This window comes from Actinorhabdospora filicis, assembly GCF_030269765.1.
GTDB classification, from domain to species: Bacteria; Actinomycetota; Actinomycetes; order Mycobacteriales; family Micromonosporaceae; genus Actinorhabdospora; species Actinorhabdospora filicis.
This window is the reverse complement of sequence record NZ_BSTX01000001.1, coordinates 368254-392074: the sequence shown is the minus strand read 5'-3', so window position 1 is coordinate 392074 and position 23821 is coordinate 368254. Positions and strand designations below refer to the sequence as shown.

Here is a 23821-nt window from a genome sequence, read left to right as displayed (position 1 = left end):
CGGCGCACGTTTCCTTCCGGAGAAGGAAGTGCCCGGCCCCGCGCGGCCCTATCGTCACATTGTCGAAAGAGAAGTCCGCGATCAATGGAGCCGACATGAGTGAGTTCACCCCTCCGCTCGCCCAGCCCGTCAGCAAGCCCACGCCCGGCGTCGTGAACATCGCCGCCTACCTGCAGTGGTTCACCGTCCTGCTCAGCCTCGTCGGGGTCGTGCTGACCGCGATGTACGCCGGTGACCTCACCGACGCGATGGTGAAGGCCTACGAGGACCAGGGCGCCGCCAAGAACGTCATCGACGGCGTGAAGTTCTCCGGGACCATCATCACCGTCTCGGCCATCATCGGCCTCGTGGTCGCCCTCGTCTACGCGCTGCTCGGCTTCCTCAACCGCAAGGGCAAGAACGGCTCGCGCATCGCCACCTGGGTCCTGTCCGGGATCTTCCTGCTGTGCGGCGCGGCCAGCTTCGGCCTGAACGCGATGTCCGGCGGCACGCAGAACGACATCAACATGGACAAGGTCAACGACGCCATCGCCGACGCCGTCCCGCCGATCTTCACCGTCTGGCAGTCGATCAGCGGCATCGTCAGCCTCGTCATCTACGTCGCGGTGATCGTGCTGCTGGCCCTGCCCGCGGCCAACGACTTCTTCCGCAAGGAGCCGCCGCCGGCGGTCATCTTCGACCCGAAGGTGTAAGGCGAGGGGCGCAAGGGGACGGGAGGGACGCCACGGCGTCCCTCCCTTTTTCACGTCAGTGGTGCCGCCCGGCGATCAGCTCCTGGAACCAGATCTTCGCCCGGATCACCGGCCGCCGGAACCGCTTTTCCCGCCACATCGCGTCGGCCATCTTCCGCTCCCCGCGCCGCCGCTCCGGCACGTACCGCCACCGCGCCCACGGCGAACCCGGCCGCGCCAGCCGCACCGCGCCCACGTACAGGAACAACGGGATCAGCAGCCCCAGCAGCCCCGACCAGATCTTGCCCTTCAGCAGCGTCACCACCGCGAACGCCAGGTTCACCAGCGTGAACCCCACCGCGATCGGCAGCGCGTACGGCTCCCCCTGGAAGTCCAGGAAATCGGCGACCCCGATCGGCCGGAACCCCAGCAGCAGCAACCCCGTGAACGCCGCCGCCACGAAGACCGCGTCGACCGACGTGCGGCCCTCCTCGGTCCAGTACACGTCCTTCAGGTGCAGGATCAGCGCGAACTCGTCCAGCACCAGCGCCGCGCCGATCCCGAACAGCGAAGCCGCCACGCACCGCCACACCGTGAGCTCATCGGGCACCGCCAGCCCCGTCACACCCCCCACGAGCATGAAGACCACGCCGAACACGACATGGTGGATGTGCAGCCCACCCGGCGTGACGTTCCCCGGCCACCAGCGGACCTGCGCGCGGATGAGCCGCACCGACAGGCGGATGAAACCGAACCCGGCGAGGAACGCGACGAAGAAGCAGAACAGCGGGACGAGACCGGGGGCGACGATGGTGGCGTGGAACCAGGACTTCACGTGATCAATTGAACGTGGTGGCGGGTGAGGGCGCGCGGGGTTTTGCGGCGATGGTGGGGGTGGGGTGGTGGGTGGGTTGGACGCGGCGAGCTTGATGGCGAGCTCGGCGGCGCGGCGGGTGGGTTGGGCGGCGCCGCGCCGTCGCATGCGCGGCGCGCCATGACCGGGTCCCGCGGCTCCGCCGCGCCGTCACCGCCCCGCGCCGTCACGGCGCCGCCCCGCCCCGCCGCCGTCGCGAGCCCGCGCCGTGTCCGCCCCACCCCTACCTCCGCGTCCCCTCCAGGTGCCGCAGCACCGCCGCCACGCGGCGGTCCACGCGTTCGTCCGGGGGCAGTTCCAGTTTCGCGAAGATCGCGCGGATGTGCTTGTGCACGGCGTTGGGGGTGACGAAGAGCTTCTCGGCGATGGCGGTGTTCCCGAGTCCTTCGGCCATGAGGGTCAGCACTTCGCGTTCGCGGGCGCTGAGGCGTTCGAGGGGGTCGCCGGCGCGGCGGGTGGCGAAGAGCTGCGCGATGACCTCGGGGTCGATGGCGGTGCCGCCGTCGGCGACGCGGCGGAGGGCGGCGAGGAAGGCCTCGACGCGGCCGACGCGTTCCTTGAGCAGGTAGCCGATCTTGTCGGCGCCGTCGGCGAGGAGGTCGGTGGCGAAGCTCTGCTCCACGTAGGCCGACAGGACGAGGACGGCGAGGCCGGGGTGGGCGCGGCGGGCGGCGACGGCGGCGCGGATGCCCTCGTCGGTGTGGGTGGGGGGCATGCGGACGTCGACGACGGCGAGGTCGGGTTTCTTTTCGTCCACGAGGGCGAGGAAGGTTTCGGGGTCACCGGCGGCGCCGGCGACGTCGAAGCCCTCCGCGCTCAGCAGCAGGGTCAGTCCCTCGCGGAGGAGGGCGTCGTCCTCGGCGATCACGATCCGCACGGCAGCTCCACGCGGACCATTGTGGGCCCTCCGCGTGGACTGTCGACGAGCAAGGTCCCGTCGTGTGCTTCCACTCGCCCTTTCAGGCCGTTGAGGCCGCTGCCGCCGTCACCGTCGGCGCCGCCCTTCCCGTCGTCGCGGACGGTGACGGTGAGCCGGTCGCCGGTGCGGGTGACCTCGACGGACGCGGTGGTCGCGCGGCTGTGTTTGGACACGTTGGTGAGGGCCTCGGCGACGGCGAAGTAGGCGGTGGCCTCCACCGAGGTCGGCAGGCGCCCGGGGATGTCGGCCTCGAAGGTGCAGGGGACGGCGCAGCCCGCGGCGAGCGCGGACAGGGCGCCGTGCAGCCCGCGCTGCTCCAGGACCGGCGGGAGGATGCTGCGGACGACGGCGCGCAGCTCGGCGAGGGCCTCCTCGGCGCCGGTCTGGGCGCGTTCCAGGATCGCGTCGGCGGTCGCGGGGTCGCGGGTGAGGGCGCGGCGGGCCGCGCCGGTGAGGACGGCGACGCCGACGAGGCGGTTCTGGGCGCCGTCGTGGAGGGCGCGCTCGATGCGGCGCAGCTCGGCGGTGTGGGCGTCGAGGACGGCGGCGCGGGTGCGGGTCAGCTGCGCGACGCGCGCGGTGAGGTCCATGCCGTCCACGGGCCCGAGGAGGCGGCGCCCGGCGTAGGTCTGGCCCCGGGCGATGGCGGGGGCGAGCGCGAAGACCAGCAGCAGCCACACGGGCCCGGTGAGGGCGGTGACGGCGGCGATGTCCCAGGAGTCGACGGGGGCGTCCCACATCGTCGTGAGCCCGGCGTCGGGTGGGATGAGGTACCACCACAGGGGCATGGTGATGTCGCGGATGGAGTTGCTGACCAGGGAGAAGACGATGAGGCCGAGGGCGAGCCCGCCGATGCCGTGCGCGGCCAGCCACGCCAGGTCGCGGCGGGTCGCCGGGTCGGTGAACGCGGTCCGCATGGACGGCCCCCAGCCGTGGGGGAGGGGCGCGTAGGGCTCGGGGACCTCGTAGCCGAGGCGGCGCAGGCGGCGCCGCTCCAGGTTGGCCAGGCCGCGCTGGAGGCGCAGGCCGTAGGGCAGCAGCGGCAGCCCGACGGAGATCAGGCAGAGACCCGCCAGCAGCAGCGTCCCGGCGAGGCCGAGGTAGGCCAGGAACGCGGTGCCGGTGCCGCGGCCGAGCGTCGCCAGGGCCGTGAGGGTGCGCCGGAGCAGGGGTTTCACGCCGATGACGGTACGTGCCCGCGGGGGCGCGGCCAAGGGGACGCGACGAGAAGTACAGCCTGCGCTACCCCGGTTCGGTAGCTGCCTGGATTGTCCGTTTCCCCGCGCGTCCATAGCGTGAGGGACGTCAGTTGGGCACACCCAGAACCGGAAGGAACCCCGATGTCGGACCCCTACCGCTTGAGCGACTCCGCCACCCCGGCCACCGCCTCGCCCCGCCGCGCCTCCGGCGGGCACACGGCCCTGCGCCTGCTGCTGTGGCCGGTGGCGATCGGCGGCGCCGGAGCCAACACGATCATGAACTTCGGCGGGACCACCGTCCTGGGCATCCTCGCCGGGTCCATCAGCGTCCTGGCCGTGGTCGGCCTGGTCATCTCCTACGTGTCCACCCGGAAGCGCAAGTGACCGCGGTGGAGCTGCGGGGCGTCACCCGCGTCTACGACGGCGGCGTCACCGCGCTGGACGGGGTGTCGCTGCGCGTGCCGCGCGGGGCGTTCCTGGCGGTGATGGGCCAGTCGGGTTCGGGCAAGAGCACCCTCCTGCACTGCGCCTCCGGGCTGGACGTCCCCACGTCCGGCTCGATCACCATCGCCGGGACCGAGATCGCCGGGCTCAAGGAGTCCAAGCGCGCCCTCGTCCGCCGCGAGCACGTCGGCTTCGTGTTCCAGTCCTACAACCTGGTGCCCTCGCTGAGCGTGGAACAGAACATCACCCTCCCGCTGCGCCTGGCGGGGACGTCGCCCGACCGCGCCTGGCTCGCCTCCCTCGTCGCCCGCACCGGCCTGTCGGGGATGCTCGGGCGGGCCCCCGCCGAGCTGTCCGGCGGGCAGCGGCAGCGCGTCTCCATCGTCCGCGCCCTCGCCGCCCGGCCCGCCGTGGTCTTCGCCGACGAGCCCACCGGCGCCCTCGACTCCCGCACCGCCGCGGGGATCCTCGACCTGTTCACCGAGCTCGTCGACGAGCTCGGCCAGACCATCGTCATGGTCACCCACGACCCGGCCGCCGCGGCCCGCGCCCACGACACCCTCGTGATGAGCGACGGGCGCATCGGCGAGATCCTGAGCCGCGCCACCGCCGGTGAGCTCGCCGCCCGCCTCGGGCGCGTCTGGGAAGGGGCCGGCGCGTGAGGGCGATCGCGTTCACCATGGCCCGCAAGCGCGTGGCCAGCCTCATCGCGGTGTTCGTGGCGGTGCTCTTCGGCGCCGTCGCCGTCACCACCTGCGCCGTGCTCGGCGAGACCGGCATCCGGGGGACCGCGCCGCCGGGCCGCTTCGCCGACGCCGACGTCCTCGTGGGCGCCCCGGCGGAGCTGGAGCAGGTCGAGGACATCGACATCCCCCTCGCCGCCCGCGCCCCCGTCGACGCCTCCGTCATCGCGGCCGTCGCGGCGGTCCCCGGCGTCGAGCGCGTCATCGCCGACCTGAGCGTCCCCGCCGCGCCCGTCACCGGCGGGCAGGCCGTCCCCGGGCTCACCGGGCACGGCTGGTCCTCGGCGATGACCGGCGAGATCACCGGCCGCGCCCCCACCGGCCCCGGCGAGCTCGCCCTGGACGCGGCCACCGCCGCGCGGCTGGGCCTGGCGCCCGGCGCCACCACCGACGTCATCGCCGGTGGGAAGCGCGCGTCCTACACCGTCACCGGCGTCGCCGCCGGCGCCCCCGAGGGCCTGTACTGGGACGACGCGACGGCCGCGGCGCTGGCCGGGCGCGCCGCCGACCTGCTGGCGGTGTGGGCCGCGCCGGGCGCCGACACCGGGGACCTGGCCGAGGCGATCGCCGCCGCGGCCGGCCCGGGCCCGGTGGTGGCCACCGGCGACGACCGGGGCGAGGTGGAGAACCCCGCCGCGGCCGGTTCGGCCGGTGAGCTCATCGCGATGGCCGGCGCGCTGTCCGGGACGATCCTGATGGTCGTCGGGTTCATGGTCGCCGCCGCGCTGTCGGTGCACGTCGCCGGGCAGGCGCCGGAGCTGGCGCTGATGCGCGCCGTGGGCGCCACGCCGCGCCAGGCCCGCCGCCTCGTCGCCGCGCAGGGCACCGTCACGGCGCTGCTGGCGCTGCCGTTCGGCATCGCCGGGGGGTACGCGCTGGCCGGTGTGGCGCGGGACTGGTTCGTCTCGCTGGGGATGCTCTCCCCGGAGATCGCCACCGCGTGGAGCCCGCTGCCCGCGCTGATCGCGATCGTGCTGTTCCTGCTCACCGTCGGGCTGTCGGCGCGGGCCGCCGCGTTCGGGGTGTCCCGGCTGCCGGTGACCAGCGCCCTGGCGCAGACCAACACCGAACCGCGCCCGGAGGGCCCGGTGCGCTCGGCGATCGGCTTCGGCCTGGTCGGGCTGGCGCTGGTGATGACGGCGGCCCCGGTGGCCATGCCCGGCATCGCGGGCCTGGCGGCGGTCGGCGGCGCCTCCCTGATGTCGGTGATCGGCCTGGCCCTGGCCGGTCCGGCGCTGATGCGCAAGGGCGCGGTGCTCATCGCGCGGTTCCTGCCGCGCCGGGCGGGGGTGACCTCGTGGCTGGCCGCGCACAACATCGGCGCCTACGCCGCCCGCACCGCCGGGGCGGTCACCGGCCTCGCGCTGGCCGTCACGCTCGCCGTCACCAACGCGTTCCTCCAGACCACGCCGGACGAGGCCGCCCGCGCCGAACTCGCCGCCGGGCTGAGCGCGCCGGTCAGCGTCACCGCCCCGGCCCTGCGCGGCGTGCCCGCCTACGCCGTCGACGCCCTGGCCGCCGAACCCGGCGCCCGGGTGGCCACCTTCGGCTCCACCACCGTCTACGAGCCCTCCGAGCAGGACGGCAAGCAGCGCTACGAGGATCACCCGGCCACGGTCCTGGGCGGCGACGTCGCCCTGGCCGATCCGGAGGTCACCGACGGCGACCTGGCCGCGGTCAAGGACACGAGCGTGGCGGTCTCGGCGTCCTTCGCGCTGTGGGGCGGCCTGTCGACCGGGGACGAGGTCGGCCTGCTGCTCGCCGACGGGCGGCCGGTCACGGTCACCGTGGTCGCCGTCTACGCGCGCGAGTTCGGTTTCGGTTCGATGATCCTCGCGCCGGGCCTGGGCTCGGGGCCGCCGTCGACGGTGATCGCCGAGGGCCTGGACGCCGCCCGCGCCCGGGAGGTCCTGTCGATCGCGCCCGGGACGCTCGTGGGCGGCGAGGTGGGCGCCGCAGCCGCCGAGCGGCCCGACAAGTGGGTCAACCTCGTGGTGATCGGCGGGCTGCTCGGGTACGTCCTGCTGGGCGTGGTCAACGGCCTGGTCGCGGCCACGGCGCGGCGGCGGCCGGAGTTCGACGCGCTGCGGCACTCCGGTGCCACGCCGCGGCAGCTGATGGCGGTGGCGCGCGCGGAGGCGCTGTTCTTCGGGGCCGGGGCGGCCGCGGTGGGGCTGGCGCTGTCGCTGCCGCCGCTGCTGTTCCTGGGCGTGGGGGCGCTGGGGAGCCCGCTCCCGGTGGGCCCGTACTGGCTGATACCGGTCATGTGCGGGGTGGTCCTGGCGGCGGCCTACTTCGCCACGGTGGTGCCCGCGCGGCGGCTGCTGGCCCGCTGACCGGTTCGGTGGGATGCGATTCACCGTTCGGCGGAGGATCCTGGTGGGATGGCAGCCGGCCCGAAGATCGCCCACATCGTCGCCTGCGCCGCGCCCCCGGTGCTGGAACTGGCCGCGCTCCTCGACCTGGTCGAGGAGCGCGGCTGGTCGCCGTGCGTCATCCTGACGCCGACGGCGGCGGACTGGGTGGACGTGGCCGCGCTGGAGGCGCGCACCGGGCGCCCGGTGCGCTCGGCGCCGCGGCGGCCCGGGGAGGACGACCCGTTCCCGGCGCCGGACGCGGTCATCGCCGCGCCCCTCACGTTCAACACGCTGAACAAGTGGGCGTGGGGCGCCGGTGACACCTTCGCGCTGGGGCACCTGAACCGGGCGCTGGGCCTGGGCGTCCCGGTGGTGGCGGCGCCGATGGTGAGCCCGGCGCTGCGGCACCACCCGGCCTACGCGACCAGCCTCGCCACCCTGGCCGGGGCCGGGGTGGCGCTGCTGGATCCCGACGCGGTGACCTTCCGCCGTCCCGACGGTTCGGTCACCGCCGACTGGGGGCCGGTCGCCGGGGCGCTAGAGGTGGTTCAGCGCGGTGATGTGGCGGCTGAAGGTGAACAGGGCGGCCACGGCCAGTAGGGCGGCGGCCGTCCCGAAGGCCCACGGCGTGCCCCAGGCGTCGAAGATGGTGCCCAGCAGCAGCGGGCCGATCGGCTGGAGCGCCTGGGCCAGCACGTTCGTCCCGGCGTTGGCGCGGCCCTGGAGCTCGTCGGGCACGCGCTCGGCGATGAAGGCGAGCATGACCGTGTTCAGCGCCGGGAGCAGCAGCATCGCCAGCATGAACGCCACCGCGATGGGGATGACGCCCGGCAGGAACGCCATGACGGCGGTGAGCACCGGGAGCACCCAGGCCAGGGAGCGGACCAGCGTCGCGGGTTTCACCGCGCGGGTGATGGGGCCGGTGAGCAGCGCGCCGAGCAGGCCCCCGGCGGTGGCCAGCGCCGACAGCAGGCCGATGGAGGCCTCGCTGGCGCCGCGCGCGTGCCAGGTGGCGATGAGGATGAGGAAGAAGCCGGAGTAGGCGAGGTTGACGCCCATGCCCCACGACATCACCGCGCGGATGATGCGGTCGGCGAAGACGAACTTCAGCCCGGCGGCCATGTCCTTGAAGGCGAACATGTCCTTGAACCGCAGGGGACGGCGATCGTCGCGCTCGTCCTGGAGGGGCCTGCGGATGAACAGCAGAGCGATCGCGCCCAGGACGTAGGTGATCGCGTCCACCAGGAACGGCACCGAGCGGCCCAGCCCGAGCAGCCAGCCGCCCACCGGCGGCCCGAGGAGCTGGGCGCCGTGCATGCGGGCCTGGTTCTGGGCCTGCGCCTGCTTCATCTGCGCGGGCGTGACCAGCGCCTTGATCGCCGCGCCGGAGGCCGGGTTGAACAGGGCGCCGAAGGCCGCCGAGCCGATCGCGGTCGCGATGATGAGCGGGATGCTCGTGTGCCCGGTGAACACCGCCAGGGCGAGACCGCCCAGCAGGACGGCGCGGCCGAGGTCGGCGACGATCATGATCGTGCGGCGGTTCATCCGGTCGGCCAGCAGGCCGGCGGGGAGGGAGACGATCAGGCTGGTGATCAGCTGGGACGCGCCGAGCATGCCGGCGTACCCGGCGGAGCCGGTGATGGCGAGCATGAGCAGCGGGTAGGCGATCTCGGTGACCTGGCTGCCGAGGGCGGAGACGGCGCGGCCGGACCACAGGATCTGGAAGTCGCGGTTGCGGCGCAGGGGCACCGCGGGAGCGGCCGGGGTGGGGGTGGTGATCGACACTCGCAAGATCCTCTACCGGGAACGGGACGGTGGCAAGGTTTGTCGGCGGAACTCCGGACTCAGCCGAGCTGTTCCGGGCGGGGGATGGTCCGCATCGCCTTGGTGAGGGTGAAGAAGGCCCCGGCCAGGGCCATGCCCGCCATGGTGAGGAAGGCGGCGGTGCTGCCGGAGGCGTCGAAGATGGTGCCGATGGTGACCGGCGCCAGCGGCTGGAGCAGCATCGACAGGAAGCTCGCGGCGGCGGCCACGCGGCCCTGGAGCGCGTCGGGCGTCCCGGCGGTGATGTAGGCGATGCCCAGGGCGTTCAGGGCGGGCAGGAGCAGGCCCAGGACGGCGTTGAGGGCGGCGATGGGGATGATCCCGGGGACCAGGCCCATCGCGGCCACGCCGACCGGCAGGCCCCAGGCCAGGCACAGGATCAGCAGCGAGGGCTTCATCTTGCGGATGATGACCGGCGCCAGCAGCGCCCCGGTCAGCCCGCCGAGGGTCGCCACGGCGACCAGCGCGCCGATGCCGCCCTCGGTGGCGCCGCGCTCGCGCCAGGTGGCGATCATGGTCAGGTAGAGGCCGCCGAGGGACAGGTTGATGGCCATCGACCAGGCCATCATGTAGCGCAGCCGCCGGTCCTTCCACATGTGCCGCAGCCCGGCGGTGGCGGCCTTGAGGGGCGATTCGGCCGGGCCCTGGGGGACGGCCCGCTCGGCCTGGAGCGGCTTGCGGATGAACAGCAGCGCGGCGGCGGCCAGCAGGTAGGTGACCGCGTCGGCGATGAACGGCAGCGCGCGGCCGAGCCCGAACAGCCAGCCGCCGATGGGCGGGCCGATCAGGCCCGTGACGCGCATGCGGGCCTCGTTCTGGGCCTGCGCGGCGGCCAGCTGCGAGGTCGGCACGAGCTGCTTCATCGCGCTCATCGCCACGGGGTTGAAGAAGCCGTGGAAGATCGCGCTGGCGGTGGCCGCGGCGATGATGATCGGGATGGTCGCCAGGCCCGCGATGACCAGCACGGTCAGGGTGGTGAAGATCAGGCCCCGGGCGAGGTCGCAGACGATCATGATGGTGCGCCGGTTGAGGCGGTCGGCGAGGACCCCGGCGGGCAGCGAGACCAGCAGCATGGCCACGAGCTGGCCGGTGGCCAGCAGGCCGGCGTACCCGGCGGAGCCGGTGACGGCCAGCATCAGCAGCGGGAACGAGATCCCGGCGACCTCCTGGCCGAGCCCGGCGATCGCGCGGCCGCTCCACAGGATCTGGAAGTCCCGGTTGCGGCGCAATGGCACGACGGGGGCGTCTTTGGTGGCGGCGTCCGACTCAATAGCGGCGGTAGACATGACGCCATACTGACGTCAGAGTGGAGCCCTTGTCAAGGTCGAACCCGAGACGATCTCGCCCCGCCCGGAGATCGCCGGGTCCCGGGCGTCACCCGCCCGCGCCCGGCTCGTTGGACACAGTGGACGGAGGCCCCGGCGGGGAGGACTCCCTTCATGAACCCCGCGCCCCGGGTTCCGCCGCCGGTCACGTGCCCGGTGGGCCCTCCCGCCGCCCGGGGCGGCGGGCCATTGAGGACGTTCCGGCGAGACGGCGACCCCAGTCGATCTAAGGTGCTCAGGTGGCGAAGAGTCTGTACCTCGCGGCCCTCGACGCGGCCAGCGGCAAGTCGACCGTCGCGCTCGGCCTGACCGAGCTGCTCACCCGCACCGCCGGATCGGTGGGGGTGTTCCGGCCCGTCATCCGCGGCGACGAGCGGCCCGACCCGCTCGTCGAGCTGCTCCGCGAGCGCTTCAAGCTCACCCAGGACTACGAGGAGAGCGTCGGCGTCACCTACGACGACGTGCGCGCCGACTCCGAGGCCGCCGTCGGCCGCGTCGTCGAGCGCTACCACGCGCTGGCCGCCCGCCACGACGCCGTCCTCGTCATCGGCACCGACTACACCGACGTCGCCTCGCCCACCGAGTTCGAGTTCAACCTGCGCGTCGCGGTCAACCTCGCCTCCCCGGTCCTGCTCGTGGTCACCGGCGACGGCCGGACGCCCGCCGAGATCGCCGCCGCCGTCCGCCTCGGCACCGCCGAGGCCGAGTCCGCCCACGCCACCGTCTGCGGCGTCGTGGTCAACCGCGTCGCGCCCGCGGCGCTCGCCGACGTCCGCGAGCGCGCCCCGGGCGCGTGGGTGATGCCGGAGACCCCGGCGCTGACCGCGCCCACCGTCGGCGAGCTGGCCGCCGCGTGCGGCGCCGAGCTGATCGCCGGGTCCCGCGAGCTCCTCGGCCGCGAGGCGCGCGGCCTGCTCGTGGGCGCGATGACGCTGCCGAACCTCCTCGACCACCTCGTGGACGGCGCGGTGGTGATGACGCCGGGGGACCGCACCGAGCTGCTGCTCGGGCTGCTGGTCGCCCACCACTCCGTGGGCGTCCCGGCGGTCGGCGCGATCATGCTCACCGGCGGCATCCGCCCGCCCCTGCAGATCCGCCGCCTCCTCGCCGGGGTCGACGCGGCCCTGCCGATCCTGCTCACCGAGGCCGACACCTTCGAGACCGCCACCCGCCTCAACGCCGTCAAGGGCACCATGACCGCCGGCTCCGACGGCAAGATCGCCACCGCGCTGGGCATGTTCGCCACGAGCGTGGACGGCGCGACGCTGCTGGACCGGATGCGCCTGGCCGCCTCGCCCGCGGTGACGCCGCTGATGTTCGAGCACCGCCTCGTCGAGCGCGCCCGCGCGTCCCGCCGCCGCATCGTGCTCCCCGAGGGCGGCGAGCCGCGCGTCATCCGCGCCGCCGACATCATCCTGCGCCGCGGCGTGGCCGACGTGACGCTGCTCGGCGACGCCGCCGAGGTCCACCGCCTGGCCGCGCAGCTGGGCGCCGACCTGTCGGCGGCGACCGTCGTCAGCCCCTTCGACCCGGAGCTGCGCGAGCGCTTCGCCCACGAGTACGCGCGCCTGCGCGCCCACAAGGGCGTCACGCCCGAGCTGGCCCTGGACGTGGTCACCGACGTGTCGTACTTCGGCACGATGATGGTCCAGGAGGGACTCGCCGACGGCATGGTCTCCGGCGCCGCGCACACCACCGCGCACACCATCCGGCCGGCCTTCGAGATCATCCGGACCGTGCCCGGCACCAAGGTCGTCTCCAGCGTGTTCTTCATGTGCCTGGCCGACCGGGTCCTCGTCTACGGCGACTGTGCGGTCATCCCCGAGCCGACCGCCGAGCAGCTCGCCGACATCGCCATCTCCTCGGCGCACACCGCCGAGGCCTTCGGGGTGGAGCCGCGCGTGGCGATGCTGTCCTACTCCACGGGCGCCTCGGGCGCCGGGAGCGAGGTGGACAAGGTGCGCGAGGCGACCGCGCTGGTCCGCGCGCGCGTCCCCGGGCTGCCCGTCGAGGGGCCCATCCAGTACGACGCGGCCGTCGACACCGGCGTGGCGTCCACGAAGCTGCCCGGCAGCGACGTCGCCGGGCGCGCCACCGTGTTCGTGGTTCCGGATCTGAACACGGGGAACAACCTCTACAAGGCCGTGCAGCGCAGCGCGGGCGCGGTGGCCGTCGGGCCGGTCCTCCAGGGCCTGCGCCGTCCGGTCAACGACCTCTCGCGCGGCGCGACCGTGCACGACATCGTCAACACCGTCGCCCTGACCGCCGTACAGGCGCAGATGGAGGCTCCGCTGTGACACAGGTGCTCGTCGTCAACTCGGGTTCGTCCTCGATCAAGTACCGGCTCCTCGACCTGCCCTCGGGCCACGCCGTCGCCAAGGGCGCCGTGGAACGCATCGGCGAGTCCGAGGGGCTGCTCACCCACCGCGGTCCCGCCGGGGAGGTCGAGCGGCGTGAGCCCGTCGCCGACCACGCCGCCGGGATGCGCGCCATGCTCGCCGCCTTCGCCGAGGCCGGGCCGGACCTGGCCGCCGTCCACCTCGCCGCCGTCGGCCACCGCGTCGTGCACGGCGGCGAGCGCTTCACCGCGCCCACCCTCGTCACCGACGAGGTCTGCGAGGTCATCGCGTCCCTTTCGGACCTGGCGCCCCTGCACAACCCCGCCAACCTCAAGGGCATCCAGGTCGCGCGCGAGGTGTTCCCGGACGTCCCGCACGTCGCCGTCTTCGACACCGCGTTCCACGCGACCCTCCCGCCGCACGCCCACACCTACGCCGTGCCCCGCGAGTGGCGCGCCGAGTACGGCGTCCGCCGCTACGGCTTCCACGGCACCTCCCACGCCTACGTCTCCCGCATGTCGGCGCGCCTGCTGGACTGCGGGCCCGCCGACGTCAACGTGATCGTGCTGCACCTGGGCAACGGCGCCTCCGTCTCGGCGGTGCGCGGCGGCGTGTGCGTGGAGACCTCCATGGGCCTCACGCCGCTGGAGGGCCTGGTCATGGGCACCCGCAGCGGCGACGTGGACCCCGGCGTGATCTTCCACCTGCGCCGCGCCGCCGGGCTCACCGTCGACGACCTCGACGACGCGCTCAACCGCCGTTCCGGGCTCCTCGGGCTGTCCGGCGTCAACGACATGCGCGAGCTGATCAAGCTCATCGACAACGGCGACGAGGACGCCCGGCTCGCCCTCGACGTCTACTGCCACCGCGTGCGCAAGTACGTCGGCGCCTACATGGCCGTCCTCGGGCACACCGACGCGGTGGTGTTCACCGCCGGGGTCGGCGAGAACAACGCGCGCGTCCGCGAGCACGCCCTCACCGGGCTCGGCGACCTCGGCGTCCGCCTCGACCACGACCGCAACGAGCGCGGCGGGCCGGTCATCTCGGCGCCGGGCTCGCCGGTGACGGTCCTGGTGGTGCCCACCGACGAGGAACTGGAGATCGCCACGCAGGCCCTGGCGCTGGTCTCCTAGACGTGCGCGGTGCCGCCGCCCTCCGCCAGGTGCGCGGCGATCGCGGAGAGACCGGCGCGCCAGCGGTCCTCCGGCACCGGCGGCAGCACGTCGTCCCACAGCGACAGGAACGTGCCGCGCAGCTGGACCATCCCCTCGGGGCGCCCGAAGAACCACAGGTGCAGGTGCTCCGAACCGTCGCCCCACCGCGCCTGCTGCACGCGGGCGATGCCGCCCAGCGCGAGGTAGGCGCGCTCCACGCGCTGGATCATCGGCCCGTACCCGGCGGCCAGCTCCGGTGGCATGTCCACCAGGTCGTGGTGGGCGCGCGGGTACAGGAACAGCACGGCCGGGAGCCCGGTGGGCGCCTTCGTCGTCCCGACGCGCCAGTGCTCGTCGGTCCACACGAATGACGCGTCGGGCCGCGCGCAGGTCCCGCAGTCCACGCCGCCGGCGCCGTGGCGGGGCGGCTCCGGCGCCACCGGCGGCGTGAAGGGCTTCAGGCGCAGATCGCCCTCGAACGGGAAGGTGTGCCAGGAGGCGAAGTCGGGCATGATGCCGGTCTCGCCGAAGGGCACGTGCTCCAGGTGGGGGTTGGTCATGCCCGCGAGGCTAGCGGCGCGCGGCCCTCCCTGCCGTCCCTCATCCCCGCCGTCCCCGGTCGCGCTGCACCCGCGCCTCGTAGAACGCGATCGTCGCCGCCGTCGCGGCGTTCAGGGAACTCGCCGTGCCGCCCATCGGGATGCGCACCAGGACGTCGGCGGCCTCGCGCCAGCCCTGGCTCAGCCCGGCTGTCTCGTTGCCGATGAGCAGCAGCGTCGGCCGGGTCAGGTCCAGGTCGGCCAGCTCGACCGTGCCCGCCTCGTCGGTGGCGGCGATGACCAGCCCCGGATGCGTGCGCGCCCAGTCCACCACCGGCGCGTGCGAGGCCGCGCGGACCGTCGGCACCGCGAACAGCGAACCCGTCGAGGCCCGCACCGCGCGCGGGTCGTAGACGTCGGCGGCGTGCCCGGTCACGATCACCCCCGAGGCCCCGAAGGCGTCGGCGGAGCGGATCAGCGTCCCGATGTTGCCGGGGCTGGTGGGCCGGTCGAAGACCGCGCCCAGGAAACCCGGGCCGACTTCGATGCGCGACAGGTCGTCGGCGGGCATGTCCGCCACCAGCAGCACCTCGGGTGGCTCCTCGGGCCGCTCGCCCAATTCAGCGATCAGCTCGGCTGAGACCTCCGCCACCGGCGCGCCGACCTGGTCCAGCACCCCCCGGGCCCACTCCGACAGGCGCGTCTCGGCCCGGCACAGCACCGCCGACACCGGCCACCCGGCGCGCGCGGCCATCGTCACCGGGCGCACCCCCTGCACCAGGAAGGCGCCCGCACGCTGCCGCTTCTTCCGGTTGACCAGCAGCGACTCCCACTGCTGGAACGTCGCGTTCCTGCGTCCCACGTACGACCGGCCCGACACCCGACGATCTCCCCTCGACCGGCTCACTCTACGCAGCCGCGGGTATGTCCCCACCGCGACCGCGCTGGACCCGCGACGGTTAGTGTCTGCCCTATGCGTGATCTTCCACTGACCGGAGACGCGCTCACGGTCGAAGACGTCGTCGATGTCGCACACCGCCGTGCGCGTGTAAGCCTTGGCCCGTACCTCGCCGAGAAGATGGCCCCCAGCAGGGGCGTCGTCGTCGACGCCGTCAACCGCAAGGACGTCGTTTACGGCGTGACCACCGGATTCGGCGCCCTCGCCGACACCACGATCGGCTCCGAGGACCTCGCCGCGCTCCAGCTCGCGCTCGTGCGCAGCCACGCCGCCGGAGTCGGCGAGCCGCTGCCGGACGAGGTCGTCCGCGCGCTGCTGCTCCTGCGCGCCCGGACCCTGTCCGCCGGGCACTCCGGGGTCCGCATCGACCTCCCGAAACTGTTCATCGACCTCCTGAACGCCGACCTCCTGCCGGTGATCCCCTCCAAGGGCTCCGTGGGCGCCTCCGGGGACCTCGCGCAGCTGGCGCACCTGGCGCTGCCGCTCATCGGCGAGGGACGCCTCAAGGCCCCCGGCGGCCCCAAGGAGGGCCGCCCCGCCGCCGAGGTCCTCGCCGAGCACGGGCTCACCCCGCTGGTCCTGGAGCCGAAGGAGGGCCTGTCCCTCATCAACGGCACCGAGCCGATGCAGGCCGTACTGGCCCTGGCCATCGTGGACGCCGAGGAGCTGTGCGAGCTCGCCGACATCGCCTGCGCGATGTCGGTGGAGGCCCTCTTCGGCACCGACCGCGCCTATGACGAGCGCGTCCAGGTCATCCGCCCCCACCCGGGGCAGCTGGCCTCGGCGGCGAACCTGCGGCGCCTGCTGGCCGACAGCCCGCTGCTGGCCAGCCACCGCTGGTCCGACCACGCCGTGCAGGACTCCTACTCGCTGCGCTGCGCGCCGCAGGTGCACGGCTCCTCGCGCGACCTGATCGCGCACTGCCGCCGCGTCATCACCATCGAGCTCGGCTCGGTCGTGGACAACCCCGTCGTCGTCACCGACAACGACGGCGGCTACGAGGTCATGAGCACCGGCAACTTCCACGGCCAGCCCCTGGCCTTCGCCGCCGACGCCCTCGCGATGGCCGTGGCCGAGCTGGCCAGCATCGCCGAGCGCCGCGTGTACCGGATGCTGGACCCGGCGACCTCGCGCGGCCTGCCGCCGTTCCTGGCACCCGACGCCGGCACCAACTCCGGCTTCATGCTCGCCCAGTACACCGCCGCGAGCGTGGTCAGCGAGAACAAGGTCCTGTGCCACCCCGCCAGCGTCGACTCGATCGTGACCTCGGGCAACCAGGAGGACCACGTGTCGATGGGCTGGCACGCGGTCCGCAAGGCCCACGAGGTCATCGACAACGCGCGCACCGTCCTGGCCATCGAGGTGCTGTGCGCGGCGCAGGGCCTCGACCTGCGCGCCGACGTGGCGGTGCCCGGACCGGCGACCGGCGCCGTGCACGCCCGCGTCCGCCGCGACGTGCCCGCCATGATGGTCGACCGCGAGATGACCCCGCAGATCGAGGGCGTGCGCGCGATGCGCTCCGACATCGTGGAACTGGCCCGCGCGGGCGGCTGGATCTAGCGGTGTGCGATCCGTCGCCGGGGCGAGCTACGCTCCGGCGATGGATCTACGTCACGCCACCCCCGCCGACGTCGCCGCCTGGGAGGCCGACTGGCGCGAGCGGCTCCCCGAGGGCTACCGCCAGCGCGTCGAGCGCCGCCGCGAGAAGCCCGCGGACAGCAGGTTCGAGTTCGCCCTGCACACCGGGGGTGAGCACGTCGGCCTGCTGGCCATGAGCGACGTCCCCGGGCAGCAGCCGGTCCAGATGCTCCTCGACGACATCGTCATCGACCCCGCCCACCGCCGCAAGGGCCACGCCCGCGCAGCGCTGGCCGCCGCCGTGGAGCACGCCCGCTCGCGCGGCGCGGCCCTCGTCCGCGTCAACCTCCAGCCCGAGGACGCCGCCCAGGCCGCGCTCGTCGAGGGCCTGGTCGTCACCTCGCAGCACATGAACCTGGAGCTGGCCGGGGCGAAGCCGCTGCCCGAGGGCGTCACCGCCGAGCGCCTCACCGGGGCCGACTTCGACGCCTGGCGCGCCGAGAGCGTCCAGGGCTACGCCGAACTGAACGCCGAGAACGGCCTGGGCACCCTGGAGGAGCTGCTGCCGGAGGCCGAGAAGGAGTTCGCCGCGCTGCTCCCGCAGGGCGCCGACACCGAGGGCCACCACCTGCACAAGCTCGTCGCCGGCGGGGAATGGGTCGCCACCATCTGGGTGAAGGCCTTCTACGAGCCGGGCACCCACTTCATCTTCGACGTGGTCGCCGACCCCGCCCACCGCGGCAAGGGCTACGGCAGGGCCGCGATGCTGCACGGCGAGAACCTCGCCGTCGCCGACGGCGCGACGCACCTCAAGCTCAATGTGCACGGCACCAACACCCTGGCGATCGGGCTGTACGAGCGCCTCGGGTACCGGACCGTCTACCAGTTCCGGGCGATCGAGCTGTGACCGGCGGCCCGCGCTAGCGGGTCTCGAAGGCGGCCCGCTCTCGCGGGCCGCCCCTCACGTCCATCTCCGATTTCGCGTTCGCTTCCCCCGTGGGAGACCGTCGTCCCGGGCCGTTCACGCCCACGCCCCGTGTGCCGGAAACGTGGGCGAGGCTTCGCCGGGACGAGCGGTCACTTCTCCCGTTCGGCGAGCAGGCGCGTGAGCGCCTGGTCCACGTCGAGGTGCTCCGACTCCCGGCCGCGCGGGACCACACCGTAGGTGCGCCGCAGGAACCGGGTGAGCACGTTGCGGGGCACCTCGAACAGCGCGTTCCCGTCCGGCGACGACAGGGCGAGGGCGATGGCCTCGCCGCGCGGCGTGTTCCACGGCCACACGCGGACGTCCCCTATTCCGGAGGGTTCGGCCAGACCGGTGGCGAGCAGCTCCCTGGCGAAGGACCAGCTGATCGACTCGCCGCCCTCGCCGTCCGGGTGGAACACCACGTGGACCGCGTACGGATCCCGCTGGTCGTAGCGCAGGCTCGCGCGGACGGCGAGCGTGGCGAAATCGGGCGCGACCAGGCGCATCGACGTGTCGACCTCGATGGTGACCGGTTGTGTCGTAGCCATGTCTGCCCCCCGGCACTTGGGTGGGCCCCTTCCCGGTGCCCACCATGTTCACTTGTGGTCTTACCACCACGGAGAGCTCCGTACCCCCTGATCGGTGCTACTTGGGGAATCGCGTCCGGGTGAAGTGACCACGGATCAACGCAAACCGGACCATCGGCATCCCGCCACCGTAGTGTTTCGGTACCGTCTAGTGACCACGTCGAGAGGGCGGCGATGACGGACGAGGAGGAGACACCGCGGCAGCGGCCATTGCACGCCTGGCTGGACCGCGTCCGGCGCACCCGCTCCGGCAGCCTCACCCTCAAGATCGCCGTCGGCGTCCTCGGGACCGCCGTCATCGCGCTGGGGATCGTGCTGATCCCGTTCCCGGGACCGGGCTGGGCGATCGTCCTGGCCGGACTGGCGATCCTGGCCCTGGAGTTCCACTGGGCCCACCGGCTCTTCACCTTCACCAAGCGGCAGCTCACCCGCTGGCTCGACTGGATCAAGCGGCGGCACTGGACGGTCCGGGTCCTCATCGGCGCCGCCGGGCTGGTGTTCGTGGCGTGCGTGATCTGGGCGTCGGTGTACGTGAGCTTCGACGTGAACCTGTGGACGGAGATCTCGCGGCGGCTAGGGCACTAGCCGCGTGGCGCAGCCCAGGTGCTCGCCGACGCGCGTCAGGCCCGCCAGGAAGCCCTGCCGGGTGCGCTCGGGGAAGCCGCGGAAGAAGTTGTTGGCCAGCGGCACCGCCCACCGCGAGCCCGCCCCCGCGACGTTGCGGACGCGATGCGTCAGCAGCGTCCCGCCCTCCCGCCCGGTGAGCGCCCACTCGCCCCGGTACCACCACCCGCCCTGCGCGGCGATCGTGCCCGCCTCGCGGTCGACGTCCACGGTCAGGTTCCCGCCGGGATAGGCCACCGCGAACCGCCCCGGCCCGCCCGACACGCGCGTGGCGCCCATCCCGCTCAGCAGCCAGAGGTTCTCCTCGCCGACCGGGCCTTCGTGGACGGTGAGCAGCAGGCCGGCCACCCGCTGGACGGGGGCGTCGATCTCACCGGCGAGCGTGACCAGGGCTTCGCGCATGCCGTCACCGTACTTCCCCCGCGCACGGATCGGGACGTATGGTGGGCGGTGCGCGTTCGGGGACGGTGAGCGGGGGAGAGTCGTGCGGAAACCACAAGAGCTGCCTGCCGCGCCACGGATCTTCTTCAACCGGGACGACGAGGCGCGCGAACTCGATGTCCTCTCCGCGCCCGCCGACGGCCGCACGGTGCCCAGGCTGATCCTGGTCACCGGCATGCCGGGTTCGGGCAAGACCGCCGTGGCCGTACTGGCGGCGCTGCGCGCGAGCGAGGCGTTCACCGAGGGCGTCCTCTACGTCGACCTCGGTGAACTGAGGCGCAGAGGGATCGCCGATCTCGGCGACGTCCTCCTGGGCTTCCTGCGCTCCCTGGGCGTTGCACGCGAGGAGATCCCCGACGACGAGGCCGCCCGCGCCCGCCTGTTCCGCAGCGTGACCAGCCACAAGGCGATCCTGGTCTTCGTGGACAACGCCGTCGACCGGCGCGAGATCGACCGGCTCATGCCCTCCTCGCCCCGCAGCGCGATGGTGGTCACCTCGTTCCGCCGCCCCGAGGAACTCGACCCCCTCGCCGACGTGCGCCTGTCCCTGTCCGGCCTCGGCAACGGGCACGCCCGCCAGGTCCTCGCCGCGTACTGCGACCCCGCGCGCCTCGACGCCGAACCGGAGGCCACCGCCGCGCTTCTCCACGCCGCCTCGGGCGTACCGCTGGCCCTGCACCTCATCGGCGGCCGCCTCGCCCGCAGCACCGCCTCCCCGGCGCAGGTGCTCGCCGAACTGCACGCCAAGGGCCGTGACGCGATGCTGGAGGACATCGCCGAGATCGCCTACGCCGGGCTCACCGAGGAGACCCGCCGCGCCTACCGCCTGCTGGCCGCGCATCCCGGTCCCGGTTTCGACGTCGCCGACGTCGCCGCCCTCACCGGCGCGACCGGCACCGCCGCGCGCGGCGCCGTCGAGGAGCTGCGCGGCTCCCACTTGGTGTCCGGCGGCGAGGACGGCCGCTACAACATGGGCGAGCTGATCCGCGCGCACGCCCGCGTCCTGGCCGCCGGAGAGGACCTCGACTCCGCGCAGACCCGCCTCATCGGCGATCTCCTCACCCGCGCGTCCTTCGCCGACCTCGCCATGGGCGAGCGGCTGCGCGTCATCGAACCCGCGAAGGGCACCGGCCCCTTCGGCGACCGCGCCGAGGCCATGACCTGGATGGAACGGCGGCGGGCCCTGCTCGTCACGGTCCAGCGGCGCGCGTTCCGCAGCGGCTTCATGCGCGAGGTGTGCGGCTTCACCGAGGCGATGTGGCCGCTGTTCATGGACCGCCGCAACGAGCTCGACTGGTACGAGTCGAGTGACCTGGGGGTCCGTGCCGCCCCGTCGCTCGGCCCGGACGTCGAGGCGCGGATGCTGACCCTGGCCAGCCGCTGGGACATGGAGCACGGCGAGCTCGCCGACGCGGTGTCCAAGCTGGAGGGCGCGATCGGGCTGGCCCGCCGCGCCGACGTGCTGGCCTCGGCCTGGGAGTTCCTCGGGCGGGCGCTGGTCCGCCGGGGCGAGTACGAGCGGGCGGTGACCGCGCACGAGACCGCCTACGGCATCGACGAGGGCAACCGGGCGCGCGGGTTGCAGAAGCAGTTCACCGGGCAGGCCTACGCGGCTCTCGGCGACCACGCCAGGGCCGTGGCGGCGCTGCGCGAGGCCCGCGCCCGTTTCACCGCCCACCCGCGCGACCTCGGGAAGGTCCTCATGGACCTGGCCCGGCTGGCCGGGGACGACGAGGCCCGCGAGCTCTTCGCCGCCGCCGCGGCCGTCCTGGAGGCCGAGGGCGCCGCCTACTACCAGGCGGAGGCCCTCGCCGAGCTCGGCACGCGCTTCGGCGACGACGGCGCCCTGGAGCGGGCGCGCGCGATCTACGCCGGGATGGGCAGCTCGCGCGCGGCGGCGCTAGCGGGACAGGCGCGGGCGGAACTCGCGTCCGCCGACCAGCACGACCTCCGGTAGCGGGCCGCCGGAGCGCAGGCCCGGCAGCAGCGCCGAGCCCAGCAGCACGTCCGGCAGGCCGCCGCCGTCCTCGACGCGGATCACGCCGTGGCGGGTGCGCGCGCCTCCGCCGCCGACGGCGACCTCGCACGCGGGATAGCGCTCCAGTAGCGCCGCCGGGTCGCGTCCGGCCAGCACGGCCGCCGCGCGCCGGAAGCGCGGATCGGGCTCGTCCTCGCCGGCCGCGTGATGGCGGCCGGGCGCGGGCGCGTACTCGGCGGTGGCGGCGGGGAAGCGGGTCAGCCGGACGGCGCCGCCGGTCCGCTCGGCGGTGACCACGTGCGACAGCGGCTCGGTGCGGTCCAGGCGCGGGACGGCCGGGGCCCGCGAGCCGCGCTCGCGCGGTGGCGGCGTCAGGCGCATCAGCCGGTACATGGTGTCGCGGTAGACGCGCGCGGCGTCGACCTCGGCGAGGGAGGGCCCGGTGAGGCCGCGCAGGACGCCGGGCCGGTGTTTGGCGATCGCGTCCTCGATCTGGGCGAGGACGCCGCCGCCGGGGTCGAAGCGGGGCGCGGCGGCGGCGAGGGCGAGGCTGGGGGAGTCCGGCGGGACCTCACCGTCCCCGGTGGCCGCCAGCAGCAGCGGGATGTCGAGGGCGGCGGCGTAGAAGCCCACCGAGCCGTGATCGCCGATGACGCAGTCGGAGGCGGTCAGCACCGCCTGCCAGCCCTCGTGCGGGGGGACGAGCAGCAGCCCGGCGTCGATGGCGTCCACCGCGCGGTGCCGGATCTGCCAGGAGCCGTGCCGGGCGGCGATGTTCGGGTGCAGGACGGCCGCCACCCGGTACTCGTCGGCGGGCAGGGACGCCAGCAGCCGCTCCGGCAGGTCCGGGTGGCGGGCCAGGAGCGAGGCCGGTCCCCACGTCGAGGTGACCGTCACCAGCCGCACTCCGGGGCCGAGGCCGAGAGCGCGGCGGTACCGGTCGCGGTCGGGCGCCGCCGCCACCAGCTGCTGGTGGCTGAGGTCCCCGGCGACCAGGGCCCGCGCGGCGGCGCCGGGGCAGTCGCGGCGCAGGAGGGCCAGGGGCGCCTCACCGGTGACGAGGATGGCGGTGGGGACCACGCGCCCGTCGACCACGAGCTGCTCGGGCGCGGCGCCGTGCACGCCGCGGCGCGGGTCGGAGGCGTCCAGGTACTTGTGCTGCCCCGCGCCGTGCGGCATGAGCAGGACGGGCGCGCGCAGCTCGTGCAGCGGGCCGTTGGCGCTGGCCGACAGGGCCAGGTCGAAGCGCTCGGCGACGGCCTCCCGCCAGGGCATCGGGTGGACGCCGAGGTCGCTCATCAGCTCGTGGTCGCCGGGGTGGAAGGCGGTGGAGCGGGTCAGGGTGAAGGCGACCTCGACGCGGCGGTCGCCGCGCAGGAGCGACAGCGCGTCCATCAGCCGCGTCGTGGCGGGCACGTTCCGCGCGACGGCGAGGACGCGCCGCTCGGCGGCGAAGGTGTCCCAGCGGCCCACGTCAGGCGCGTCGGCCGGGACGCTCACCGCGGCCACCGGCGCGCGGCGCCGCCCGCTGCCCGCTGCCCGCTGCCCGCTGCCCGCTGCCCGCTGCCCGCTGCCGGGGTACCACATTCAGGCGTTTCGCTGGGTCCCGGCCGCGTGTCGATCACGGTCTCACGATAGGCGGCGCGGCTCGCCGCGCGCAAAGACTCGCTCAGGCGGGTTCGTCGCCGAAGTCCAGACCGGACGGCCAGGAGCCGCCCGCGGCCTCGCCGAGCCGCTCGGCCATCTCGGCCATGCGGGTGACGCGGGCGCGGATGATGCACTGCAACTCGGCGGCCACGTCGTCGCGGACGCGCTTGTACTCGCGGCTGGCGCGGCCGAGGGCCTCCACGGCGGCGCGCAGGGCCTCGTCGTCGCCGAGTTCCTTGACGTAGGACACGACCCGCTGCGCCTCGGCGAGGCGCGTCATGGCGGCTCTGCGCCCGGCGAGGAGGTGGTCGCGGTGCAGGGCCGCGACATGGCTTTCGGCCTCGTTGACCGCGATGTGCTGCCAGAGGCGGGCGCGCGCGGCGGCCGGGTCGGCGGGGCGCCGCCCGTCGGGATCGTTCGCTGCCATCGGTCGTCCTTGGGGGAGGGGACTTCTTCTGCGGTCACGGGGCGTCACCGGACCGGGACGTTCCTAAGTGGACGTTACTGGATCGGCGGCCGTCCCGATACCGGCCGTCCAAGATCGATGCCGAACTCCGGCGACTTCGCCGGTGCCGAGCGGGATCCGCCGGTTCGTCCACAAGGGACCATATGCGCTGCGGTATGCGCCGGGGCGTTGCGGAAGATGATCTACG

General features: G+C 74.0%; 22 protein-coding genes. 11 read left to right on the top strand and 11 right to left on the bottom strand.

The features are described 5' to 3' along the window. Positions 1-95 precede the first annotated feature (95 nt). A complete protein-coding gene (locus tag QSK10_RS01810) occupies positions 96-692 on the top strand; it encodes a hypothetical protein (RefSeq protein WP_285660796.1) in 597 nt (198 codons plus the stop codon). 55 nt (positions 693-747) lie between these two features. Here the strand turns inward: QSK10_RS01810 and QSK10_RS01805 are convergent, their stop codons facing one another. The 3 genes from QSK10_RS01805 to QSK10_RS01795 form a co-directional block, all read right to left on the bottom strand. Next, positions 748-1506 carry a hypothetical protein gene (locus QSK10_RS01805; protein WP_285660795.1) on the bottom strand — a complete coding sequence of 253 codons (759 nt, stop codon included), beginning with the start codon at positions 1504-1506 and terminating at the stop codon, positions 748-750. 262 nt (positions 1507-1768) lie between these two features. Next, on the bottom strand, positions 1769-2422 hold the full coding sequence (locus QSK10_RS01800; RefSeq protein ID WP_285660794.1) for a response regulator transcription factor: 654 nt from the start codon (positions 2420-2422) through the stop codon (positions 1769-1771). Further along, the gene (locus tag QSK10_RS01795; RefSeq protein ID WP_285660793.1) at positions 2410-3642 is read right to left on the bottom strand and encodes a sensor histidine kinase; all 1233 of its coding nucleotides are present in this window, start codon (positions 3640-3642) and stop codon (positions 2410-2412) included. The genes QSK10_RS01800 and QSK10_RS01795 overlap by 13 nt, the downstream gene beginning before the upstream one ends. Positions 3643-3804: 162 nt before the next feature. Between QSK10_RS01795 and QSK10_RS01790 the strand changes: the two genes are divergently transcribed. The 4 genes from QSK10_RS01790 to QSK10_RS01775 are packed head-to-tail and all read left to right on the top strand — an operon-like array spanning position 3805 to position 7807. Further along, entirely contained in the window at positions 3805-4047 is a 243-nt protein-coding gene (locus QSK10_RS01790) for a hypothetical protein (protein ID WP_285660792.1), read from the top strand. A 5-nt stretch (positions 4048-4052) separates the two neighbouring features. Further along, positions 4053-4769 carry an ABC transporter ATP-binding protein gene (locus QSK10_RS01785; protein ID WP_285662892.1) on the top strand — a complete coding sequence of 239 codons (717 nt, stop codon included), beginning with the start codon at positions 4053-4055 and terminating at the stop codon, positions 4767-4769. Continuing rightward, entirely contained in the window at positions 4766-7186 is a 2421-nt protein-coding gene (locus tag QSK10_RS01780) for an ABC transporter permease (RefSeq protein ID WP_285660791.1), read from the top strand. Before QSK10_RS01785 ends, QSK10_RS01780 begins: the two co-directional genes overlap by 4 nt. A gap of 48 nt (positions 7187-7234) precedes the next feature. Further along, positions 7235-7807, top strand: a complete 573-nt coding sequence (locus QSK10_RS01775; RefSeq protein WP_285660790.1) for a flavoprotein — start codon at positions 7235-7237, stop codon at positions 7805-7807. Here the strand turns inward: QSK10_RS01775 and QSK10_RS01770 are convergent. Next, entirely contained in the window at positions 7745-8992 is a 1248-nt protein-coding gene (locus QSK10_RS01770) for an MFS transporter (protein WP_285660789.1), read from the bottom strand. The genes QSK10_RS01775 and QSK10_RS01770 overlap by 63 nt on opposite strands. Positions 8993-9051: 59 nt before the next feature. After that, positions 9052-10317: an MFS transporter gene (locus tag QSK10_RS01765; RefSeq protein ID WP_285660788.1), complete on the bottom strand. Its 1266-nt coding sequence runs from the start codon at positions 10315-10317 to the stop codon at positions 9052-9054. A gap of 278 nt (positions 10318-10595) precedes the next feature. On the opposite strand from QSK10_RS01765, the gene pta reads away from it, so the two are divergent. Together pta and QSK10_RS01755 are read left to right on the top strand one after the other, a co-directional pair. Beyond that, entirely contained in the window at positions 10596-12653 is a 2058-nt protein-coding gene (pta, locus tag QSK10_RS01760) for a phosphate acetyltransferase (RefSeq protein WP_285660787.1), read from the top strand. Next, the gene (locus QSK10_RS01755) at positions 12650-13828 is read left to right on the top strand and encodes an acetate/propionate family kinase (protein ID WP_285660786.1); all 1179 of its coding nucleotides are present in this window, start codon (positions 12650-12652) and stop codon (positions 13826-13828) included. Before pta ends, QSK10_RS01755 begins: the two co-directional genes overlap by 4 nt. On the opposite strand, the gene QSK10_RS01750 is transcribed toward QSK10_RS01755, so the two are convergent. Together QSK10_RS01750 and QSK10_RS01745 are read right to left on the bottom strand one after the other, a co-directional pair. Beyond that, the gene (locus tag QSK10_RS01750) at positions 13825-14409 is read right to left on the bottom strand and encodes an HIT family protein (protein ID WP_285660785.1); all 585 of its coding nucleotides are present in this window, start codon (positions 14407-14409) and stop codon (positions 13825-13827) included. The two genes, QSK10_RS01755 and QSK10_RS01750, sit on opposite strands and share 4 nt — an antisense overlap. 40 nt (positions 14410-14449) lie before the next feature. Next, positions 14450-15268: a TrmH family RNA methyltransferase gene (locus QSK10_RS01745; protein ID WP_285660784.1), complete on the bottom strand. Its 819-nt coding sequence runs from the start codon at positions 15266-15268 to the stop codon at positions 14450-14452. 93 nt (positions 15269-15361) lie between these two features. Here QSK10_RS01745 and hutH point away from each other — a divergent pair, with 93 nt between their 5' ends. Then, a complete protein-coding gene (gene hutH / locus QSK10_RS01740; RefSeq protein ID WP_285660783.1) occupies positions 15362-16906 on the top strand; it encodes a histidine ammonia-lyase in 1545 nt (514 codons plus the stop codon). A gap of 40 nt (positions 16907-16946) precedes the next feature. Then, entirely contained in the window at positions 16947-17831 is an 885-nt protein-coding gene (locus tag QSK10_RS01735) for a GNAT family N-acetyltransferase (RefSeq protein WP_285660782.1), read from the top strand. Between the two features lie 170 nt (positions 17832-18001). On the opposite strand, the gene QSK10_RS01730 is transcribed toward QSK10_RS01735, so the two are convergent. Then, positions 18002-18439, bottom strand: a complete 438-nt coding sequence (locus QSK10_RS01730) for an SsgA family sporulation/cell division regulator (RefSeq protein WP_285660781.1) — start codon at positions 18437-18439, stop codon at positions 18002-18004. A gap of 213 nt (positions 18440-18652) precedes the next feature. Between QSK10_RS01730 and QSK10_RS01725 the strand changes: the two genes are divergently transcribed. Continuing rightward, a complete protein-coding gene (locus tag QSK10_RS01725; protein ID WP_285660780.1) occupies positions 18653-19063 on the top strand; it encodes a TIGR02611 family protein in 411 nt (136 codons plus the stop codon). On the opposite strand, the gene QSK10_RS01720 is transcribed toward QSK10_RS01725, so the two are convergent. After that, positions 19052-19504: a hypothetical protein gene (locus QSK10_RS01720; RefSeq protein ID WP_285660779.1), complete on the bottom strand. Its 453-nt coding sequence runs from the start codon at positions 19502-19504 to the stop codon at positions 19052-19054. The two genes, QSK10_RS01725 and QSK10_RS01720, sit on opposite strands and share 12 nt — an antisense overlap. Positions 19505-19586: 82 nt before the next feature. Between QSK10_RS01720 and QSK10_RS01715 the strand changes: the two genes are divergently transcribed. Beyond that, complete coding sequence (locus QSK10_RS01715) at positions 19587-21500, top strand: tetratricopeptide repeat protein (RefSeq protein WP_285660777.1); 1914 nt, start codon at positions 19587-19589, stop codon at positions 21498-21500. On the opposite strand, the gene QSK10_RS01710 is transcribed toward QSK10_RS01715, so the two are convergent. Next, positions 21444-23108 carry a hypothetical protein gene (locus QSK10_RS01710; protein ID WP_285660773.1) on the bottom strand — a complete coding sequence of 555 codons (1665 nt, stop codon included), beginning with the start codon at positions 23106-23108 and terminating at the stop codon, positions 21444-21446. The two genes, QSK10_RS01715 and QSK10_RS01710, sit on opposite strands and share 57 nt — an antisense overlap. Positions 23109-23190: 82 nt before the next feature. Next, complete coding sequence (locus tag QSK10_RS01705; RefSeq protein WP_285660771.1) at positions 23191-23595, bottom strand: hypothetical protein; 405 nt, start codon at positions 23593-23595, stop codon at positions 23191-23193. Positions 23596-23821 lie beyond the last annotated feature (226 nt).

What these genes read in the sequence shown, in the direction of transcription:
- QSK10_RS01725 (WP_285660780.1), top strand. Translation starts at nt 18,653, where the DNA reads ATGACGGACGAGGAGGAGACACCGCGGCAGCGGCCATTGCACGCCTGG.
- QSK10_RS01765 (WP_285660788.1), bottom strand. Translation starts at nt 10,317, where the DNA reads ATGTCTACCGCCGCTATTGAGTCGGACGCCGCCACCAAAGACGCCCCC.
- QSK10_RS01810 (WP_285660796.1), top strand. Translation starts at nt 96, where the DNA reads ATGAGTGAGTTCACCCCTCCGCTCGCCCAGCCCGTCAGCAAGCCCACG.
- QSK10_RS01750 (WP_285660785.1), bottom strand. Translation starts at nt 14,409, where the DNA reads ATGACCAACCCCCACCTGGAGCACGTGCCCTTCGGCGAGACCGGCATC.
- QSK10_RS01720 (WP_285660779.1), bottom strand. Translation starts at nt 19,504, where the DNA reads ATGCGCGAAGCCCTGGTCACGCTCGCCGGTGAGATCGACGCCCCCGTC.
- QSK10_RS01710 (WP_285660773.1), bottom strand. Translation starts at nt 23,108, where the DNA reads ATGTGGTACCCCGGCAGCGGGCAGCGGGCAGCGGGCAGCGGGCAGCGG.
- QSK10_RS01735 (WP_285660782.1), top strand. Translation starts at nt 16,947, where the DNA reads ATGGATCTACGTCACGCCACCCCCGCCGACGTCGCCGCCTGGGAGGCC.
- QSK10_RS01730 (WP_285660781.1), bottom strand. Translation starts at nt 18,439, where the DNA reads ATGGCTACGACACAACCGGTCACCATCGAGGTCGACACGTCGATGCGC.
- QSK10_RS01705 (WP_285660771.1), bottom strand. Translation starts at nt 23,595, where the DNA reads ATGGCAGCGAACGATCCCGACGGGCGGCGCCCCGCCGACCCGGCCGCC.
- QSK10_RS01790 (WP_285660792.1), top strand. Translation starts at nt 3,805, where the DNA reads ATGTCGGACCCCTACCGCTTGAGCGACTCCGCCACCCCGGCCACCGCC.
- QSK10_RS01775 (WP_285660790.1), top strand. Translation starts at nt 7,235, where the DNA reads ATGGCAGCCGGCCCGAAGATCGCCCACATCGTCGCCTGCGCCGCGCCC.
- hutH (WP_285660783.1), top strand. Translation starts at nt 15,362, where the DNA reads ATGCGTGATCTTCCACTGACCGGAGACGCGCTCACGGTCGAAGACGTC.